The sequence below is a fragment of the Desulfosarcina widdelii genome, assembly GCF_009688965.1.
Lineage (GTDB): Bacteria > Desulfobacterota > Desulfobacteria > Desulfobacterales > Desulfosarcinaceae > Desulfosarcina > Desulfosarcina widdelii.
In genome coordinates this window covers 344276-363330 of record NZ_AP021875.1, presented here as the reverse complement: position 1 = coordinate 363330, position 19055 = coordinate 344276, and the positions used below count along the sequence as shown (strand labels likewise).

The following is a 19055-nucleotide window of genomic DNA, read 5'->3' as shown; positions in this document are numbered from 1 at the left end:
GTGGGAAACAAGACGATTATCTTGCTAACCACTTGAAACTTTATTATTTTTATTGCCTTTTAGGCGGGAACTAGGTCTTGTTTATCGGTTGCATCCTTCCAGCCAACCAACTCAACCAATCAAACCAATCAACATGACTAACCAACACGCTGATAAGTAAAAATTATCAGCGCGCTCCTTCTCCAAACAGTACTGTCTTCACCGTACGCATAACGACCATCATATCCATAAAAATCGACATGTTCTTGATGTAAAACAGGTCGTAGTTCAGCTTCTCTTTGGCGTCTTCGACGGAAGCGCCGTACGGGTAGCTTACCTGGGCCCATCCGGTGACACCGGGCTTTACGGAAAAGCGCTCTCCATAGTAGGGAATGGCTTCCTCCAATTCCTTGACGAAAAATTCCCGTTCCGGCCGCGGTCCCACAAAGCTCATCTCCCCTTTGATTACATTAAACAGCTGAGGGAATTCGTCGATGCGCCATTTGCGAATAAACCTGCCGACACGCGTTACCCGGCTGTCGTTGGATTGCGCCCATACCGGCCCGCTTTGCTTCTCCGCATCCTGGACCATGGATCGAAATTTGTGGACCATGTATGGTTTTCTTTTTTCTCCCACCCTTTCCTGAGAGAAAAATACAGGCCCTTTGGAGTCCAGTTTGATCAAAATGGCCACAACAATCAGTATCGGAGCCAAAAGGATCAGCATGATGATGGAGAGCAGCAAGTCACCGGTTCTCTTGATCACCCGGCGCATCCACGATTTTCTGAAGCCTTCGGAGAAAATCAGCCAACTGGGATTGATTTTCTCAACGATCAACTTGCCGGTCAGCATTTCATAAAAACTGGTACCCTCGATCACCTCGATGCCGTCCACGCGGCACTGCAGCAACTGGCGGATGGGAAAACCGATTCGCCGTTCTTCGATAGCCACAACGATCTTGTCAATTTTCAGTTCCTTGGCCTCTTTGCAAAGGCCGTCGTATCCGTTTTTGCATATTCTGGCTGAAACGCCTTTAAAGCGTTGTTCATCAATGTTTTGGCCATTGACCACCGCAGCAATTCGATAACCGCAATCTTTGCTGTCGCTAATTTCCTTGGCTATATTTCCGGCCAATTCACCAGAGCCCAGCAGAACAATCTTTTTGTCAAACAGCCCACGGTTGAGAACGTGCGTGTAGCCCACCCGCCAAAGCACAATGAAGGTAATCACAAAACAGATGCTAAGAATGAAAATGCCCCTGCCAATGATACATGCGGGAAACAGGAAATAGATGATCGCCAAAAAAATGGCCGATGCGCCAAGTGCCTGAAGCAAACGAATAAACAATTCCTGGTACGTATCGGTCACATTGAGGTCGTATAAATCATTGTAATAAAGGAAAAGCTGGCAAACCACGGAAATCAGCAGCGTCTTGAGCAACAGCGCATGGTCCTCAATGAAAAATTCGTGACCGATCAGCAGCCAACTGGAAATGATGACGGAAAAGAAGATAAACAATCCTTCCCCGACCACGAAGAATGCATTTCGAACCGGATAGTATTGTTTAAAGATTCGAAGCATGGCAAACTCTGCCTTTCAGGCAGTTTGTTTCGTTGGTTAAGTTGGTTGTTTGGTTTTATTGGTTTTTCAACGAATCGAACCGAGCAAATCTCACTATAACCAATTGAACGAACTCAACGAACCAACCAAGCAACTGTTTCTAATATTTCTTATATTTCTTGTACTTTCCGTAACCATACCGATCCGTTGTCGGCACACGATAGCCGTTCATCACCACACCGATCACCTTTTCCCTTCCCATTTTCTCAATCAATTCTTTAACCAGGTCTTTTGGTGTGGAGTCATATTTGACGACAACAATGATTGCATCGATGGTTTTGGCCAAAGCAGCAGTTTCAGCCGTCAACTGGGGCGGCGGCGAATCAACGATAATATAGCGGTCTTTATAGCGTTCTTTGGTCTCCTTGAGCAGATTTTTCATTGCCTGGCTGGACAGCAGCTCGGCTGGATTATGAGGTGGTGTTCCGCCAGGTAAAATAGTCAGTTTTTCAACAACGGTCTTTTTAAGCAATTTTTCCAACGGCTGCTTTTTGGCCAAATAGTCGCTCAGGCCAGGGACCGTGTCACGATAGCCAAACCGGCTATGGATGCTTGATCGACGCATGTCGCAATCCATCAGCAGCACATGTTCTTCAATTCCCTGGGCGATGCTGATGGCCAGGTTGGCGGCAACAAAGGATTTGCCGTCACCCGGAATCGCACTGGTCACCATGATCGTGCGGGGGGGATGGCCCGTTTTGGGGAAAAGAATGTTGGTGCGCAGGATTTTGAAGATCTCAGCCTCTACGCTGACCGGATCATGGTAGGTGATCAAATGCGGATCTATCTTCCCGAAAGCGGATGATTTCTCTTTCGCTACTGTTGGGGTTTTCATGACCTTGGCTTCTTTCTTTACAGCCTGTGCCTCGGCAGGTTCAGAATCAACTGCCGTAACGACCTTCAGGTCATTCACCCGACCGGATTTTTCAAGGGCATCGTGGATCTTTCCCATTTGTGTTCCTATATATTCGATATTTTTCTAATCATTTCCAAGGTCGATTCGACACCTTTTTGGGACAGGAGTGCAAACCCACCAAAAAGGGCAATCGAAATGCATCCGAAAATTGCACACAAGGCATATTCCAACCGTTTCAGCATGCGGGTCTTCGGGTCTATAATCTGCGGAACCGAACACAATACCGGCAACTCCAACTCCTCTTCTATATCTTCGGGGCGCTTGAAAGAGTTGCTTAGAAACTCCAAGAGGAAGATAATTCCCCCGCCGATCCCCAACCCGGCACCGACGACCATAATGAAGAGTTTGCGCATATCCGGCTTGACCGGTTTCTGGGGGAGCTTTGCCGGATCAAGAACCCTGAACTGTTCGCCCTTTTGCTTGCGCTCCATGTTCACGGCGATCTCCGCTTCCAGTTTTCTTTCCAGCAGTGAATCGTACGTAGATTGAATATTCTGGTAGTCGCGCCTTAAACTGAGAAGTTCCTGTTCTCTTTTGGGGGTGTTCTCGACCCGCTTCTGATAGACGCTGATCTGGCGTTTTGTGTCTTCAATGTCCGCATTCAGCCGAGCCATCTCCTGAACGACCTCGTTGTATTGGGTGCGATATTCCGGTGACAACATAGCCGCCTGATTGCGATCCGCATCAGCATCACCCACTTCTGAATTGGCTTCAGCCTGGTTCTGTTTTTCCAATTCTGCGATTCTGGCTTTAAGCCTGACCACATCCGGATGACGCTCGGTGTATCGGCTGAGCAGGTTTTCCAGTTGCGCTCTCATCTGATCGAGATCCGTGGGTTCCTGGGGCGTGTTCTGGCCGATGATGACGGTCGTGGCTTGTTCCCGCGAAGCGGCGGCTTCATTTTGGATGGCCACTAGCCTGATCTTGGCCTCGCTGAGGTTTTGTTGACTTTCACTCAAATGCTCTTGAAGCCGGTCAAGGATTCTTAGGTTGGAGTCCAGTTGTTCAGGTAGTTCTCCCATGTAAGCCTCTCGATATCGCTTCAATTGGCCCTCAACTTCCTCCAGTCGACTTTTCATATTCTGGAGTTCGGCATCCAGGAAATCGCTGGTGCCTACGGCCTGCGCTTCACGCAGCCGTAGATTCTCATCGATGAAAAAGGCGGCCAGCGCGTTAGTGACCTTCATAACCGTCTCCGGATTTTTGCCCTGAAACGTTATTGAAAAAGCGTCACTACCTCGCCGATCCCTGGAAACATTCACGGAAATTCTTTTACGCAAACTGCCGATCTTGTCTTCAAGATACATGGATCTACTATCAGGAGATGAAAATAGCTTGAAATCACTGATAATATTCTCAAGATTGGTTCGACTTAGAACCTGCTGAGACAGGGTATTGATACGTTCACTAGGATCGGATTCGACAATCGACTGTACGTAGTTCTGCGGTACTCGCTGAGGCTGAATCAGAATCAGGGTACTGGCTTCATAAATTTTGGGAAGTGTTATGGACAGATAAATCCCCACAATCATCGCCAGAGCAAACGGAACCATTACAAACCAGCGCCGCTTAATGACCAGATCGATGATATATTTGGGGTCTGTGGGTATGGGTTGGGAAGACATATTTTACCTTCGGTTTGTTTATTCGTTCAATTGAACCAATTGGTTGCGTTAGTTGTATTGGTTCAATTAGTTTAATTGGTTGCCTTGTCTACAAACCAACGAACCAATACAACCAACAAAACCAATTAACCTTTTTTACACCAACCGATACGCTTTGGCCTTGTTCAACATCGATTTGTAGCTGATGTTCAACAAGACCGCGGCTTTCTTGCAATTCCCTTTGGTATGGGCCAGCACCGCCTTCATGATTTTCCTCTCGACCTTGGCCGCATACCGTGTTTTGGCCTTTTTCAGCGAGATATCGGCATTTTCCTGCAGATATTTACGGATATCCTCGGCATCGATCCAGGCAGCGACTCCTTGCCTGTTCTTTCCTTGAACGTTGCAGTTGCAAGGTCCAGTTGCATGATCAAGGCATTCCCCCTGTTGGACGGCGGATATCGTCTGCACAACCGTTTGTTTGAGTTCGGAAATATTTCCAGGCCAGTGGTACGCAGTAAAATTGGCCATCATTGTATCCGGCAAGCGGCAGATACCGCCGTTGGTTCGGATGCCATGGCGGGCGGCGAAATGTTCAGCCATGGCACAAATATCGTCGTCATGTCCGCAAAGTGGGGGTACCGTCAGTTTCAACACGCTCAATCGATGATATAGATCTTTCCTGAAGGTCCCGGATTGCACCAAGGCATCCAGATCATCGCCGGCCATGGAAATAAAAGGGGCCGACACACCGTTTTTTTTGTGCCCCATGCCGTTGCAATTGACATTTTCCATCAACAAAAGCAGTTGGGATTGAACCGATGGCTGCAATTTCTCGATATTTTTGATTACCTGTACCGTAAGGGTTTCCTTCCCGTCGCCATGATACACGCCCCGGAATCTTTCTCCTGTTTCTCGAATCCATTTTCCGGTAACCTTTTTGGCATCGATAAAATCAATGGGTGCATACTTGGCCACCGAAAAAGCGTGTATCGCCCTGGCAATACATTTCTTGCCAACGCCGCGATCACCCTGAATGAGAATGGGTTCCCTGGACAACCCCAACAGGGGCAACTCCTGCATCAATCTTTTTCTTTCGGCCGACGCTGCCACCAGAGCTTGCGGATGCTGCGTTTGTTTCCCATCACCCAGCAATCCGATAAAGCCTTTAAATTCCTCATCTTTGGCGGGATATCGCAAAAACCGAAGATTTGCCAGCCAGTTGTTTTGAACAAAGCCTTCGATATCATTTTTTTCTGAAACAACCAAAATCGGAAAATCGCTTCGGATGGCCTTGGCGATGTTTACGAATCGAAAGGTTCGTGCATAGGAATCGGTGCGCAACAGGGCAAAATCGGGTCGGATGTGATGGATATTTTCCAGGCAAATCCACTCATCCTGGAAACAAATGGGCAAGACACCACATCGCAACAGACGATTGCGGATTTCGTCTCTTTGAGGCTGATGACGATCCAGCACTGTGGCGGTTACCTGGGGCATACAAAGTCACCCAAACTTGAAAATTAAAAAGCGAGTTAAAAATTAAAATTTTTGAAAAAATTTAAGCTAACGACAGATCCTTTACAATTATTCGGACGTAATGGAATCTATTATTCAAATGATATGCCAGGACAGTACACTCGAATAGTTATCGGAAACATGTCTGCGTTTAATAATGTATCAGCCTGTTTTTAATAAATATATTTATTGCATAGCAAACAGAACAACCTGTCCGACCGATCAACGATTTGCCAAAGAACCCGCAGGATAGTGGACCTCTATTACATATTATGAAAACTATTTCCACTTTTCTATTTGCTTTTCTGTAATTCCAGTATAAAAATCAGGTGTTACGTTTTTATCGGCCTCAAGACGGAAATAATGAGCTTTTTTTGAAAGCGATCATGGGCACACATTACCTGGCGGGCAGCAGGCGAGAAAGATAAACCAAAGGATGCCCGATCCGGGGCCTTGCCATCTCTGCAACCTTCGCGCCATGAAGCAATGTAACCAATTAAACCGATTGAACAAATCAAAGTGAACTATTGCCATTTGATCAACATTCATATATATCGACATAAATTGGACGTTTCTTTAAAGAATATAAGAGACTGAAATGAAAAAGCCTTTCAAACTCTTAATTATTGACGACAGCGAAGAGATCCTCACGGCGTTGACCAATTTTTTCACCCAGAAAAATTATGAAGTGACTTCAGCGGCCAATGGCCTCGACGGGCTGAAATATATTGAAGCCAAGGACGCCTCCTTCGACCTGGTCATCACGGACCTGGTGCTGCCCAACATCAGCGGCGTAGCGATCATTTCCATCGTCAAAAAAAAATTCCCCGACACGCCGGTCATCGCCATCACCGGTTGGGGGGAACATCCGGAGTCGCTGGCCAAGGAAGCCCATGCCGATTACGTGCTGGAAAAGCCGTTTAAACTGCCTGAGTTGGAAGCGCTGGCGAAGAAGCTTTTGAAATGACAGCATATTGAATTTTCTTATGGTTTTCGGGTAGACGATGAGCGAACAGTCAAAATCTAAGATGGGACCGCCCATTATCGGTGTGAGCAAGAACATGGAGCGGGTTCGGGAACTGATCGAACATGTGGCTCACACAGGATTGAATACCGTCGTTTTCGGCGAAAGCGGCGTGGGCAAGGAAGTCGTTGCCCAGAATCTCTACCAGAAATCGCCCCGCCTGGGCAAGCCGTTCATCAAGATCAACTGTGCGGCCTTGCCCGAAGGTCTGCTGGAAAGCGAGCTGTTCGGTTACGAGCGCGGGGCGTTTACCGGAGCGGAACAAAAGAAAAAAGGCAAATTCCAACTGGCTCACAGCGGTGTGTTGCTGCTGGATGAAATCGGGGACATGTCGCTTCCTCTCCAGGCCAAGCTGCTGCATGTGCTGCAAAGCGGCGGCGAATTCTCTCCCCTCGGCTCCGAAAAGGAGGTCCGGGCCGACACGTGGGTAATTGCCGCAACCAACCACGACCTGAAAAAAGACATCGAAGAGGGCCGTTTTCGAGAGGATCTCTATTACCGGCTCAACATCATCAAAATTTTCATCGCACCGCTGCGCGACCGCCCTGAAGACATCCCCCCGCTCATCGACTTCTATATCAAAGAGTATACCTCCATGCTCAACAACCGGCACATCGCCAAACCGGACGACTCGGTGATCGATCGCTTGTGCGCCTACAGCTGGCCGGGCAATGTCCGCGAGCTGCAAAATGTTCTCAAACGGATGCTGGTTTTAGGGGACTGTACCCAGATCGTTGATGAGCTTTTCGAAAGCGAAAAATTCGTCGCCAAGGAGGATGGTGGTGCCGATGAATTGAATCATCATGCTTCGCTGGCCAGGATACTCGATCTGGGAGGAGAAAATTCACCGGAAAAACAATCTTTTTCGCTGAAAACCGCCAAAAAGAAAGCAGTGGAAATGGTGGAGCGGGAAATCATTTCCCACGTGCTCGATAAAACCGAGTGGAATCGCAGCAAGGCATCGAAGATATTGAAGATCAGTTACAAAACGCTGCTTTATAAGATTAGTGATTTGAATATCGTTCCGCCGGAAAAATAATCATTTCCGGCATCCTAAAACGTCCGATATCTTCGTTACGCTTCACCCCTCTTCACTGCGGAGTACTCTCATGTACGCCTCATTTCTCGGGCTTCGCAAGCCTTGATCTCGAACGTTTTACGCCGCCGTCCGAAAATATGAATACAATCTTTTTCGACTGGAGGTCACACAACTTTTTTTGATCCGCGTTTATCCGCGAAAATCCGTGTCCAATTTATTTTTTCCCGATCTTCTCTGCGTTCTCTGCCTTTGGGAGGAGGGTCGGTGGCTATTTTTTTGGCCGCGGACACACTCTGACTTATACGGACAACTTCTAACAGCCTGCGGCTGAAAACTTCTATGGGACACGGATGAACACGGATAGGGCAAAAAGGGATCAGCTTCGCTGAAAAAAACAATGCTTTATCCGCGTGTATCCGCGAAAATCCGTGTCCGATTCATTTTTTTGCTCTTCTCTCCTAGCACCCCGCTCTAAGCTATTTGCTGCCCACATCCCACATCCCACATCCCACATCCCACATCCCAGATCCCAGATCTCACATCCCAGATCTCACATCCCAGATCTCACATCCCAGATCTCAGATCTCAGATCCCACATCTCAGATTTGATCCGCCATCATTTGTGACCCAACCAATTTAACCAACAGAACGAACCAAACCAACCAACGTTCCTTAAACCGCTTCCATCACCACCCGAAATCCCAACGCCGGGCCGAACAATTCGGGATCGAATTGAAATCGTCGGGCGCAGCGGGCGCTCCAGGCATCCAGATGCCAGCTTCCGCCGCGAATGACTTTGTCCCGGCCGCCCCGGGTAACCACCGGATCATTTTTGGAATGGCGACGGTAGGCGTCGGAAAGGTAGATATCCCGACACCACTCCCACACGTTGCCGCTCATGTCGTAGAGTCCCAGCGCATTGGGAGGTTTCCGGCCTACCGCTGCCGTCGCCCCGGTGGTGGTGTTGTCCGCAAACCATCCTACCGTTTCCAATTCCTGGCCGCCGGCATAGCGTTCGTTTTTCCCGCCGCTGCGGGCGGCGTATTCCCACTGGGCTTCAGACGGCAGATCGAAGCGAAAGCCTGCCGGCGACTGCGCGTTGAGCCGATCGATGAACGTCATGACATCGGCCAGCGGCACCTGTTCCACCGGATGGTCGTCACCGGCAAAATTGGAAGGATTTTCGTCCATGAGACGCTGCCACTGGGCCTGGGTCACCGGCGTCGCGGCAATGGCAAAGGACGAAAGCGTAACTTCATGGACCGGCATTTCGTCATCCGCACCTTCATCGAAGGTGTCTCCCATGGAAAAAGTTCCTTCGGGAACCCACACGAAGGTCATACCCGTAACCGGATCCGTGTAGGGATTGCCGGGTTGAACACATTGCCGCCCATCTTTTGCAGACGGTTCCGCAATAATACTGGAGGACACATGACCGTCCATGTCCGGCCCCATATCAGGATCGATGATCTCGGCCTCCTCGGCAAAAAGACGCAGCCAGGCATGGATGAATCGCAGGACTGCCAATGATGGCTTCGCTTCGCTTTCGAGCCGGTCTGAAATTTTTTTCAGGTCAACGGCTCCGGAAAGGCCGGATTTTAAAAAGGACGGCGCTTCAGCCTTCCCGGTCTGGTCTCTGGAGACAAACAGATCGATCATCTTCTGACGGTCGAAATGCCTGAAATCGCCATTTTCCCCACCAATTTCAATCTCCCGTTCCAACAATTTACGCATCACTGCCGGAGAGGCCTGACCGCGGACCTGGGAGTACACGGATTTCAACAGTTCGGTAAAAATCTCCTGGGCCAGAGGGCACGCCTCATCGATTGCACCTGCCTGCAACCGTTCCTGGAGCCGATTCAGTCGACGGCTGATCTCTTTTGGTCTCATTGAATGCAACTCCCTCTTTTCAGATTCTTTGCTGGACACGGATGTATAATGTTTGTTGTTTGTCGTTGGTGGTAAGTCGTGGGTAACCCACCGGCTATCGACAACCATCCACGAACCACCTACCGCACACGAATCCAAACAATCAACGAATCAGCCCAATCACAGACCCATGAACGTCGTTCGAGATGCCCAAGTTTTTTTATAGGACACGGATGAACGCGGATGAACACGGACAACGCTAATTTTGAATTTTTAGTTTTGAATTCTTAATTATTATACGATTTCAGAGCATTAATTCAAAATTCACAATTCATCATTAAAAATTGTTTTGTGGCCTGCGGCTGAAAGACCTTTTAATGGGACACGGATGAACACGGATAGGGCAAAAAGGAATCCGCTTCGCTGAAAAAAAACAATGCTTTATCCGCGTGTATCCGTGAAAATCCGCGTCCAATTCAATTTTTTTGCTCTTCTCTCCTGGCTCTCAGCTCTTTGCTGCCCCCATCCCATATCTCAAATCCCATATCCCCTATCTCGCATCTAGCATCTCACCGCTTTCAACCAACCAATAAAACCCATTGAGCCCTTCAGTTATTCATTCCACCGTCTGTCGACAACCGGTTTCGCGGGTGAAAAAGAGCAGTACAAAGGAGAGCGTGATCCAGGCCAGCATCAACGCAAATCCGCTGCGGTAGGCGTCAATGCTGTAAACCCGCACACCGGAAGCAATATCTCCCGCCCACATACGGTCCAGGACCCAGCCTACCGCCGGCTGTAAAATCATGGGTCCGGTCATGACACCCATGTTGACGACGCCCGAAACCGTTCCCGATAGGCGCACGGGAACGGATTCTTTGACGAAGGCAAAACTGATGATCATGCTTCCCGAAGCAAATCCGGTGACCCAAAGTACAACACTCAGCGAGACCAACGAAAGGCCGTTGACCATGACGATCACAATCCACCCGATCACTGAAATGCCGCACCCGGCAACATAGAGAGATTTCCGGTTCCCAAGACGGTCGGAGAGCCAGCCGAAAAAGGGACCGCCCACCGCCCAGGCGACCAGCAGCAAGGATGTAAGCGTAGCTGCGACTGCCGGTGAAGTCCCGTGCACCGTCGCCAGGTAAGGCACGCCCCACAAACCGGAAAATGTGAGCACACAGCCCACCATGCCGCCGGGAATCAGAAAAAGCAGGATCGTGTTTCGATAGGTGAACACCTCGATGAGATCCGCAAGGATTCCCGATCCCGGCTTTTGCTTCGCATGCGATGGTGGATTGGAAAAATCCAGGTACCCTTTTTCATGGGGATAATCCCGCACGAAAAGCCAGGTGCCGGCGCCGACGAGCAGGGTCGTCACCGCTGAAAACAGGACCACGGACCGCCAACCGAAATGATCGACGAGGATTCGCAGCGGGGGCCCGGCGAATACGGCGCCGACAATACCGAAGAACAATGCCAGGCCGGACACCAGTGCAAAACGATTCGGTGCGAACCACCCCACGGCGACCTTGAGCAGGCCCACGAAAGCAACAGCCACCGAACCTCCGATGAGGAATCTACCGACGCCGGCCCATCCAAAAGTCGGAGCCAGTGCGAATATCACGGCCCCCACCGAGGCGATCAATGCTCCCGCGGTAAGCAGGCGGCGCGGTCCCCATCGATCCGCCAGGATGCCCGTAGGAACCTGCATGAAAACGTAGCTGTAAAAGTAGAATGCCGAGAGATTGCCGAGAGCCGCGGCGCTGATCTGAAAATCACGCATCAATTCCGAGGTTATCACCGCCGGGGCGACTCGATGGAAAAAGCCGAGCAGATAGAACAGCGCGCCAAAGCCCCACACGAAAAGGCCGACGGTCATGGGGGGCATGCTTTTATTTGCCGGGTTTGTTGCGTTGATTGTGTTCAATGGTTCCGTATTGACTGTTGGGTGAATAAAATCAGGGTTCAATGAGTCGAAAATTGTAGCTTGTGGGTGGTGAGTCGTGGGTTGTGGGTTGCCCAACCACTACCTGCAACCAACAACCTACGACCCACAACTCAACCAACTATTGGACGATCGAGGTTCAATGTTCAACGTTCTGCGGTGGTCTTTTCTCTTCCCGCCAAGCTCCAAGCGCTTAGCTTCCGCACTTCTGCTTTTCACAGTTTCCACCTTCAATCTTCCACGGACCACCTACCACCTTCAACCTTCGACCTACAACCGACCACCAACAACCCTTCCTTCCACCACTCCATCCGCCGTAATCCGCTGAATCTCAACCTCTTGGAACGTGTTGGCCAACGCGTCCGGTCCAGCCAAAAGCACGGGAATATAGTTGTCCGTCAATCCCTTCAAGCGTCCGTCCTTTTTATCGCGGGTCTCTTCCACCAGCACGGTGACGGTTCGGTCGACATGGCGATCGTAAAAAGAACGCCGCTTTTGCACACCCAACCTTCGCATGCGTTGACATCGCTCCTTAATCGTCTGAACGGGCACCTGGTTTTCGTATGAATACGCAGGCGTACCCTTTCTGGGGGAAAAGGGAAAAACGTGCAGATAGGCAACAGGCAGCGACGCAATCAGCTCATAGGTCTGGTCGAAAGCCGCATCCGTCTCGCCGGGAAAACCGATCAGGGTATCCACGCCGATGGCCGCATCGGGAATGCGGTCGGCAATCCTGTGGACGAGGTCACGGAAGTCGTCCCGGCCATAAGGGCGGTGCATGCGTTTCAAAATCCCGTCGTCCCCGCTTTGAAGGGGGATGTGAAAATGTCGGCAAAGCCGGCCGGGTAAGTTTTCATCCGCGACGGCCAGGTCAATGACGGCATCGGACAACTCAGCCGGTTCGATGGAACTGACCCGAACCCGTTCGATGGCGCCGGCCTGCCGAATGCGGCAGAGCAGGTCGTACAAACTGGTTTCCGGCCTCAGGTCCTGTCCGTAGCAGCCGATGTGGATGCCGGTCAGAACGACCTCCCGGTATCCCAGCTTTGCCAAGGATTCAACCTGGTTCAGGACCTGCTCCATGGGCAGGCTGCGGCTCCGGCCCCGGGCATGGGGCACAATGCAGTAGGTGCAAAAAGCGTTGCAGCCGTCCTGGATTTTGATAAACGGGCGGGTTCGGCTACCATGGGCGATGCCGGGCAGGATCTCAAATCGATCCACACCGGCAACATCCAGACATGTTACTGAAGCAATCCGGCTTCCGGTCTTCGTAAGGCCGGATAAGATCTGATTTGCAATCTCGTGCTTATCCCGGTTTCCGACAACCAGGTCGACGCCTTCTATGCCGGACAGTTCCTCCGGCGCCATCTGGGCATGGCAGCCGGTGACCACGATCCGGGCCCCTGGATTTGCCCGGATGGCCTGGCGAACCGCCTGGCGGCTCTGCATGGCCGCTTTACCGGTAACCGTGCAGGTGTTGACGACAACCACGTCGGCGTCTCCGCTTTCATGGCAGGTAAACCCCTGCCCCGATTCCAGCAAGGCATTGCAGATGGACTCGGACTCGCATTGGTTGACCTTGCAGCCGAGGGTTTTGATAAGGAGTTTTTTCATGAAAACAGTTTGTTGGTTCGTTTGTTATATTGGTTCAATTGGTTTTTCTTTCGCCGATGGTCCATAATCCAGTGTTCGTCCAGAAGTGGTAGCTTGTGGTTCCCCGCAAAGCGGGATCTACGACACGACAAGGCCGCAACGAGGTTGAAACCGGAGGCGTAGCAGCGCTACGTCGAGGATTTCAACGGAGCGAGAACGCCGGCATGGGCCACAAGATGCCGCTTCTGGGTGGACACTAAGCAATCCAGCCACCACCGACAACCTCCTCCCCCCGATAAAACACGGCACCCTGGCCCGGCGTTACCGAGGACTGCGGCTGTTCGAACCGCACCGTTGCCCCACCCGATTCGTCCGGCGTCACCGTGGATGCGGCAGCCTGGTGCCGGTAGCGAATCCGTGTATCCACGGCCAGCGGCCCGTCGGGAGGATCGCCAATCCAGTTGATGTCCCGAACCCGGCATCGGGAGCTGTAACGCTCCTCTTTAAATCCGACTACCAGGCGGTTGTGCCGGGCATCGATGCGAATCACGTAGTAGGGCCGGCTGGCCGGACAGTTGATGCCCCGCCGCTGTCCTACGGTGTAGCGATGCAGTCCCTGGTGGGTTCCCACACGACGGCCCTGCATATCCACGATCTCTCCCGGGTTGGGCTCCATACCGACGGTCTTCACGAGAAAATCGGCGTAGCTGGAATCCCGCACGAAACAGACGTCCTGGCTTTCGGAACGGACGACCGGAGCAAGCCCTTTTTCTAAAGCCAGTGCCCTGACCTGGTCCTTGGTCCAGGAGCCAAGCGGGAAACAGGCCCGGGCAAGCTGATCCTGGGTGAGGCGGGCGAGAAAATAGGACTGATCCTTGCCGCCGTCGACGCCCTTTAGCAGTCGATATCGACCGGAAGCCCCTATCTCAACCCGCGCATAATGGCCGGTCGCGAGATGGGTTGATCCCAACTGGATTGCTTTCTGGAGCAGGACACCGAACTTGATTGTCGGGTTGCATACCAGGCAGGGATTGGGCGTCTCTCCGTTTTGATAGGCGTCGGCAAAGTAATCCACGACCGATTTTCTGAACGGGACCTTCAGATCGACGACTTGCACCGGAATGTCCAACGGCTGAAAAAGCGCCTGGATTTGCGTCGGTCCCGGATCGATCGGTTTTTCGAACCCCGTTAGAAAGTGGAGGCCGAAGACCTCTTTGACTTGCGTTTTGAGCAGACAGGCGGCGATCAGGGAATCGATGCCCCCGGAAAGTGCAATGGCAATGGGACCGGTCATTCAAAAAAAAGCTGATTGGTGGGACGCACTTCCATGGCCCGCGGCGGACAGGCAGGTACGCAGAGTTCACAGACGCTGCACTTCTGCTGATCGAATTCCACTTCCATTTCCGGCCTTTTGACATGCAACGCACCGGTCGGGCACACGGCGGTACAGGCGCCGCAGTGAGTACACTTGCTGGTGTTGCGTTTGATTTCGCTGGAGGCGTTTTGTACGTCCACCCCCTGCTCTTTCAGGTAGTTGACCCCCGCTTTAAAATCCTTGCGGCTGCCGGAAATCTCCAACACCATGAATCCCTCTTTTCTTGGAAGGATACCGGCATTGAGAATGTTGAAAAAAAGATCGTATTCCCGCGCCAGCGTGCAGACGATCGGTTTTTGAACTTCCGTGACGGGAAACCGCAATTTGAGTATTTTCGAGTACACGTGAGCCTCCACGAACCTTTACTTTATTGTAGTAGGCATGTAATTTAGGTTTTTAATTGGATTAAGTCAACCTCGGGGGGAAACCATATTATAGGGTTCGAGGGGTCAATTAAGGTTCAGGTGGGTTCGACTGGTTGACTTCGTTTGATTCGTTGAATTGGTTGGGTTGGCTGGATGGCTGGGTGGCTGGATGGACCATGTCGCTCCGGGCGCTGGGGACCTGTTTAAGGGGACACGGATGAACGCGGATGAACACGGATCGGACGTAACCGTTGTCAGCTTCGCTGAATTAAAACGATAACTGCTTGATCCGCGCGTGCATCTACGAAAATCCGCGTACTATTTTTTGATGAACTCGTAAAAAGTTGCTGTTCGGACGGATTCGTAAAAAGCCCGAGATCAAGGCTTGCGAATCCTGAGAATACCGCTATCGCGGGTGCCGTAGGCAGCGTATTTATGATACTCCGCAGTGACGAAGGATGAAGCGTAACGCCGATATCGGGCTTTTTACGAATCCGTCAATTTTTGTTTTAAACCACCGATAATCATGGTCACAACGGGACTGACTTTCCAACGGAACCATCCATGAACCCTTTCGCTTACCGCACCACCGGCCTGGCCATCAAAACCATCGCCGGCCTCAGCCGCGCCCGCCTGAACATCCACGACGCGGAGCGCATCCCCAATGGGCCAACCATCTTCACGGTCAACCACTTCACACGCATCGAAACCTTTCTGCTGCCCTACCACTTTCACCGGTTGACCGGCAGGCCGGTGTGGGCCCTGGCCGCATCGGAGCTGTTTGTCGGCAGGTTCGGGCGCTATCTGGAACAATTGGGCGCCGTTTCCACCCGCTCGCCGGACCGGGATCGCCTGATGGTTAAAACCCTGCTCACAGCCGAAGCGAGCTGGTTGATCTTTCCCGAAGGCCGCATGGTCAAAAACAAGAAAATCATGGAAAAAGGCCGCTTCATGATTTCCTATGCCGGCGGCAAGCATCCCCCCCATACCGGTGCGGCCGCCCTGGCCTTGAGAACCGAGTTCTACCGCCAGCGCCTGTTGGACCTGATGGACAAAAGCCCCGAGGAAACCCAGCGCTTGATCGATCTGTTTCAACTCGAATCGATGGAGGCCGTCTGCCGGCAAGCCACCTGTATCGTGCCGGTCAACCTCACCTACTATCCGTTGCGGGCCCGGGAAAATGCGCTCAATCGCCTGACCGAACTTTTGGTCAAGGGCCTTCCCCAGCGGGTCACCGAAGAAATCATCACCGAAGGAGACATGCTGTTGTCCGGTGTGGATATCGATATCCGCTTCGGCCAGCCCATCGAAATTTCCGATTATCTCGGCAGCAAACGCATCCAGAAGGATATCCGCGATCCCGGCCGGATCGGTTTCGACGACGCCCTATCCTCGCGAAAACATATGCGTCGCGCGGCATTGAAGATCATGCAGCGCTACATGGCCGACATCTACCGGATGACTACCGTCAACCACGACCACCTGCTGGCCTCCTGCCTGAAAAAATTGCCCGTCAGGCATATCGACACGGACAATTTAAAGCGCCGGGTGTTTTTGGCGTCCCAGAGCGACAAAGCGACAAGCGGCTATTTTTTCCACAACAATTTTGAAAAAGACCAGGTCCATCTCCTCACCGACGACCGTTACCGCCATTTCTCCGAATTTATGGACTTTGCCATCGAAAAATGTGTGGTAAAAAACAGGGGAACCTCATTGGAAAAGGACCCTGCCCGCCTGGCCGCGATGTTCGATTTCCACCGCTTTCGCATCGACAACCCCATTGCGGTGATCGCCAACGAGGTCGAACCGCTGACCCGCCTGCAGAAGAAAATTTCCCGTTTGAGCTGGCTGCCGGAGTTCTGGCTGAGACGCAAGGTGGCCCGTCTTCTCCTCCGGCGTTCGTTGGACGACTTCAATCGCGATTATGACGCCTGGGCCGATCCGAAGGTGTCCAAACCGCCCAGCATAGCCCGTCCCGTCCTGATTCGCGGAGACCGCCGCCGGATCGGGATCGTTCTGGCCCATGGATACATGGCCGCACCCGCAGAAGTGAAGGGATTGGCCCGGTTCCTGGGGAAAAGAGGGTACTGGGTGTACACGCCCCGCCTGAAAGGCCATGGCACGTCCCCGGAAGATCTGGCCGCCTGTCGTTTTTCCGACTGGATCGAATCCATGGATGCCGGGTACGCGATCATCGGCAGCTTATGCCGGCGGGTGATCGCCGGCGGCTTTTCCACCGGCGCCGGTCTGGCCCTGGACCTTGCCCAGCGGGTACCGGAAGTTGCCGGTGTTTTCGCCGTTTCCGCGCCGCTGCGGCTTCAGGATATAGCGGCCCGTTTCGTCCCCGCGGTGGATGCCTGGAATCGAATGATGGAACGGTTTCACATGGACGAGGCCAAGAAAACCTTTGTGGACAACAACCCGGAAAACCCCCACATCAACTATCTTAAAAACCCCATCTCCGGCATTCGCGAACTGGAGCGCCTCATGGCCTCGCTGGAGCCGCGTCTGCCCCTGATCACACAACCGGCCCTGATCATCCAGTCCCAGGAGGATCCGGTGGTCGATCCCAAGGGAACCGGAAGAATATTCAAGCTGTTGGGATCCAAAGACAAACAGATGGTCATGTTCAATTTTCAGCGCCACGGCATCCTGTTGGGGGAAGGATCCGAACGGGTGTACCGGACCATCGGCAATTTCGTTGACCAGATCGGCAATGCTCCCCTTTTGAAGCCGGCGACCGCTGAAGCATCTCCCGAAAAAAATGAAGGTGAAAACCTCCTTGAACGGAGTTTTTAAGTCATGTTAGTTGGTTGGTTGGTTATTTGGCTTCATGCGTCAAAACCAACTTAACCAATCAAACGAATCAACCAATTCAACCAACAAACCAATAAAACAAACCAACCCATGAACCATATCGCCTGGACCATTCTCGTTTTTTTCATTGCCGAATTTGTACTGCAGCTGACGGCCGACCGACTGAACCTGCGGGTCATCAGCAACAATATACCGAAGCCCTTTCAAGGAGTGATCGAACCGGAAACCTACCGACAGTCACAGGAATACCTGCGCACCAACACCGCCTTCGGACAATTTTCTGCGGCGTTTGACTTGCTGTTGCTGTTGATTTTCTGGTTTTGCGGCGGTTTTGCCCTGATCGACAACTGGACACGGGCCCTCGGTTGGGGGCCGCTCGCCACGGGGCTGACCTACATCGGGCTGCTGGTTGGATTGAAAGCCATCGTGGATCAACCGTTCAGCCTCTACGCTACCTTCGTGATCGAAGAGCGCTTCGGCTTCAACCAGACCAACCTGTCCACCTGGGTCAAGGACCGACTCAAGGCGCTGCTGTTGGCTGTCCTTCTCGGCGTCCCCCTGCTCAGCGGGGTATTGGCTTTTTTCATGTACGCCGGCGATGCGGCCTGGCTCTGGTGCTGGCTGCTGGTCACGGTGTTCATGATCGGCGTCCAGTTTGTGGCCCCGACCTGGATCATGCCCCTGTTCAACCGCTTCGAACCATTGGAAGAAGGAGAACTGAGAGATGCCATCATGGCGTACGCCGCCTCCATCGGCTTTTCTCTGGAAGACATCTATGTGATGGACGGTTCCAAGCGCTCGTCCAAATCCAATGCCTTTTTCACGGGGTTCGGACGCCATCGTCGTATTGTGCTCTTCGACACCCTCATTGCCAAGCACCCTGTAGAAGAGTTGGTGGCCGTGCTGGCCCATGAAATGGGGCATTACAAGATGCGGCACATCCTGAAAATGATGACGATCGGCATCCTGCAGACCGGAATTATGCTCTTTCTCATGTCCCTGACAATCAACACGCCGGCTCTGTTCGAGGCTTTTTACGTGAATCAACCGTCCATTCACGCAGGGCTGGTGTTCTTCGGCCTGCTCTACGCGCCGCTGGACTTTTTTCTCGGAATGATTGTACAGCGGATCTCCCGCATCCATGAGTATGCGGCCGACCGTTTTGCCGCCGAAACCACCGGCAACGCCGGCGCCATGATCGAGACGCTCAAAAAGCTCAGCGTCCACAACCTCTCCAATCTCTCGCCCCATCCTTTTTACGTGTTTTTGAACTACTCTCATCCCCCGGTGATGCAGCGGATTGAAGCACTGCAGAAGGTCTGAGATCTGCGATGTGAGCTTTGGGATTTGGGATGTGCGATATGCGATTGGAGAAATCACCGCA

13 protein-coding genes are annotated in these 19055 nt (G+C 52.1%); 4 read left to right on the top strand and 9 right to left on the bottom strand.

All coding sequences use genetic code 11. The features are described from left to right. Positions 1-166: 166 nt before the first annotated feature. The 4 genes from GN111_RS01685 to GN111_RS01670 form a co-directional block, all read right to left on the bottom strand. The gene (locus GN111_RS01685; protein WP_155302087.1) at positions 167-1561 is read right to left on the bottom strand and encodes a TIGR03013 family XrtA/PEP-CTERM system glycosyltransferase; all 1395 of its coding nucleotides are present in this window, start codon (positions 1559-1561) and stop codon (positions 167-169) included. 139 nt (positions 1562-1700) lie between these two features. Further along, positions 1701-2513 carry a CpsD/CapB family tyrosine-protein kinase gene (locus tag GN111_RS01680; protein WP_231715645.1) on the bottom strand — a complete coding sequence of 271 codons (813 nt, stop codon included), beginning with the start codon at positions 2511-2513 and terminating at the stop codon, positions 1701-1703. Positions 2514-2560: 47 nt separating this feature from the next. Then, the gene (locus GN111_RS01675; RefSeq protein ID WP_155302085.1) at positions 2561-4141 is read right to left on the bottom strand and encodes an XrtA system polysaccharide chain length determinant; all 1581 of its coding nucleotides are present in this window, start codon (positions 4139-4141) and stop codon (positions 2561-2563) included. 135 nt (positions 4142-4276) lie between these two features. After that, a complete protein-coding gene (locus tag GN111_RS01670; RefSeq protein ID WP_155302084.1) occupies positions 4277-5620 on the bottom strand; it encodes a sigma 54-interacting transcriptional regulator in 1344 nt (447 codons plus the stop codon). Between the two features lie 616 nt (positions 5621-6236). Between GN111_RS01670 and GN111_RS01665 the strand changes: the two genes are divergently transcribed. Both GN111_RS01665 and GN111_RS01660 read left to right on the top strand, forming a co-directional pair. Beyond that, positions 6237-6605, top strand: coding sequence for a response regulator (locus GN111_RS01665; RefSeq protein ID WP_155302083.1), 369 nt, complete (start codon positions 6237-6239; stop codon positions 6603-6605). A 37-nt stretch (positions 6606-6642) separates the two neighbouring features. Then, positions 6643-7701 carry a sigma-54 interaction domain-containing protein gene (locus GN111_RS01660; RefSeq protein ID WP_231715644.1) on the top strand — a complete coding sequence of 353 codons (1059 nt, stop codon included), beginning with the start codon at positions 6643-6645 and terminating at the stop codon, positions 7699-7701. A gap of 672 nt (positions 7702-8373) precedes the next feature. Here GN111_RS01660 and GN111_RS01655 read toward each other — a convergent pair. The 5 genes from GN111_RS01655 to GN111_RS01635 form a co-directional block, all read right to left on the bottom strand. Next, complete coding sequence (locus GN111_RS01655) at positions 8374-9591, bottom strand: formylglycine-generating enzyme family protein (protein WP_170302081.1); 1218 nt, start codon at positions 9589-9591, stop codon at positions 8374-8376. 595 nt (positions 9592-10186) lie between these two features. Then, positions 10187-11464, bottom strand: a complete 1278-nt coding sequence (locus GN111_RS01650; RefSeq protein WP_155302081.1) for an MFS transporter — start codon at positions 11462-11464, stop codon at positions 10187-10189. Between the two features lie 327 nt (positions 11465-11791). Next, positions 11792-13135, bottom strand: a complete 1344-nt coding sequence (gene mtaB, locus GN111_RS01645) for a tRNA (N(6)-L-threonylcarbamoyladenosine(37)-C(2))-methylthiotransferase MtaB (RefSeq protein ID WP_155302080.1) — start codon at positions 13133-13135, stop codon at positions 11792-11794. Between the two features lie 235 nt (positions 13136-13370). Beyond that, positions 13371-14408, bottom strand: a complete 1038-nt coding sequence (mnmA, locus tag GN111_RS01640; RefSeq protein WP_155302079.1) for a tRNA 2-thiouridine(34) synthase MnmA — start codon at positions 14406-14408, stop codon at positions 13371-13373. After that, positions 14405-14833, bottom strand: coding sequence for an NIL domain-containing protein (locus GN111_RS01635; protein WP_155302078.1), 429 nt, complete (start codon positions 14831-14833; stop codon positions 14405-14407). Before GN111_RS01635 ends, mnmA begins: the two co-directional genes overlap by 4 nt. Positions 14834-15418: 585 nt before the next feature. On the opposite strand from GN111_RS01635, the gene GN111_RS01630 reads away from it, so the two are divergent. Together GN111_RS01630 and GN111_RS01625 are read left to right on the top strand one after the other, a co-directional pair. Beyond that, complete coding sequence (locus GN111_RS01630; protein ID WP_155302077.1) at positions 15419-17653, top strand: alpha/beta fold hydrolase; 2235 nt, start codon at positions 15419-15421, stop codon at positions 17651-17653. A 108-nt stretch (positions 17654-17761) separates the two neighbouring features. Continuing rightward, the gene (locus GN111_RS01625) at positions 17762-18994 is read left to right on the top strand and encodes a M48 family metallopeptidase (RefSeq protein WP_155302076.1); all 1233 of its coding nucleotides are present in this window, start codon (positions 17762-17764) and stop codon (positions 18992-18994) included. Positions 18995-19055: the final 61 nt, after the last annotated feature.

Bases quoted from the DNA above. Each gene is read 5' to 3' on its own strand.
- GN111_RS01685 (WP_155302087.1), bottom strand. From the start codon at position 1,561: ATGCTTCGAATCTTTAAACAATACTATCCGGTTCGAAATGCATTCTTC.
- GN111_RS01675 (WP_155302085.1), bottom strand. From the start codon at position 4,141: ATGTCTTCCCAACCCATACCCACAGACCCCAAATATATCATCGATCTG.
- GN111_RS01670 (WP_155302084.1), bottom strand. From the start codon at position 5,620: ATGCCCCAGGTAACCGCCACAGTGCTGGATCGTCATCAGCCTCAAAGA.
- GN111_RS01665 (WP_155302083.1), top strand. From the start codon at position 6,237: ATGAAAAAGCCTTTCAAACTCTTAATTATTGACGACAGCGAAGAGATC.
- GN111_RS01660 (WP_231715644.1), top strand. From the start codon at position 6,643: ATGAGCGAACAGTCAAAATCTAAGATGGGACCGCCCATTATCGGTGTG.
- GN111_RS01655 (WP_170302081.1), bottom strand. From the start codon at position 9,591: ATGAGACCAAAAGAGATCAGCCGTCGACTGAATCGGCTCCAGGAACGG.
- GN111_RS01650 (WP_155302081.1), bottom strand. From the start codon at position 11,464: ATGCCCCCCATGACCGTCGGCCTTTTCGTGTGGGGCTTTGGCGCGCTG.
- mtaB (WP_155302080.1), bottom strand. From the start codon at position 13,135: ATGAAAAAACTCCTTATCAAAACCCTCGGCTGCAAGGTCAACCAATGC.
- mnmA (WP_155302079.1), bottom strand. From the start codon at position 14,408: ATGACCGGTCCCATTGCCATTGCACTTTCCGGGGGCATCGATTCCCTG.
- GN111_RS01630 (WP_155302077.1), top strand. From the start codon at position 15,419: ATGAACCCTTTCGCTTACCGCACCACCGGCCTGGCCATCAAAACCATC.
- GN111_RS01625 (WP_155302076.1), top strand. From the start codon at position 17,762: ATGAACCATATCGCCTGGACCATTCTCGTTTTTTTCATTGCCGAATTT.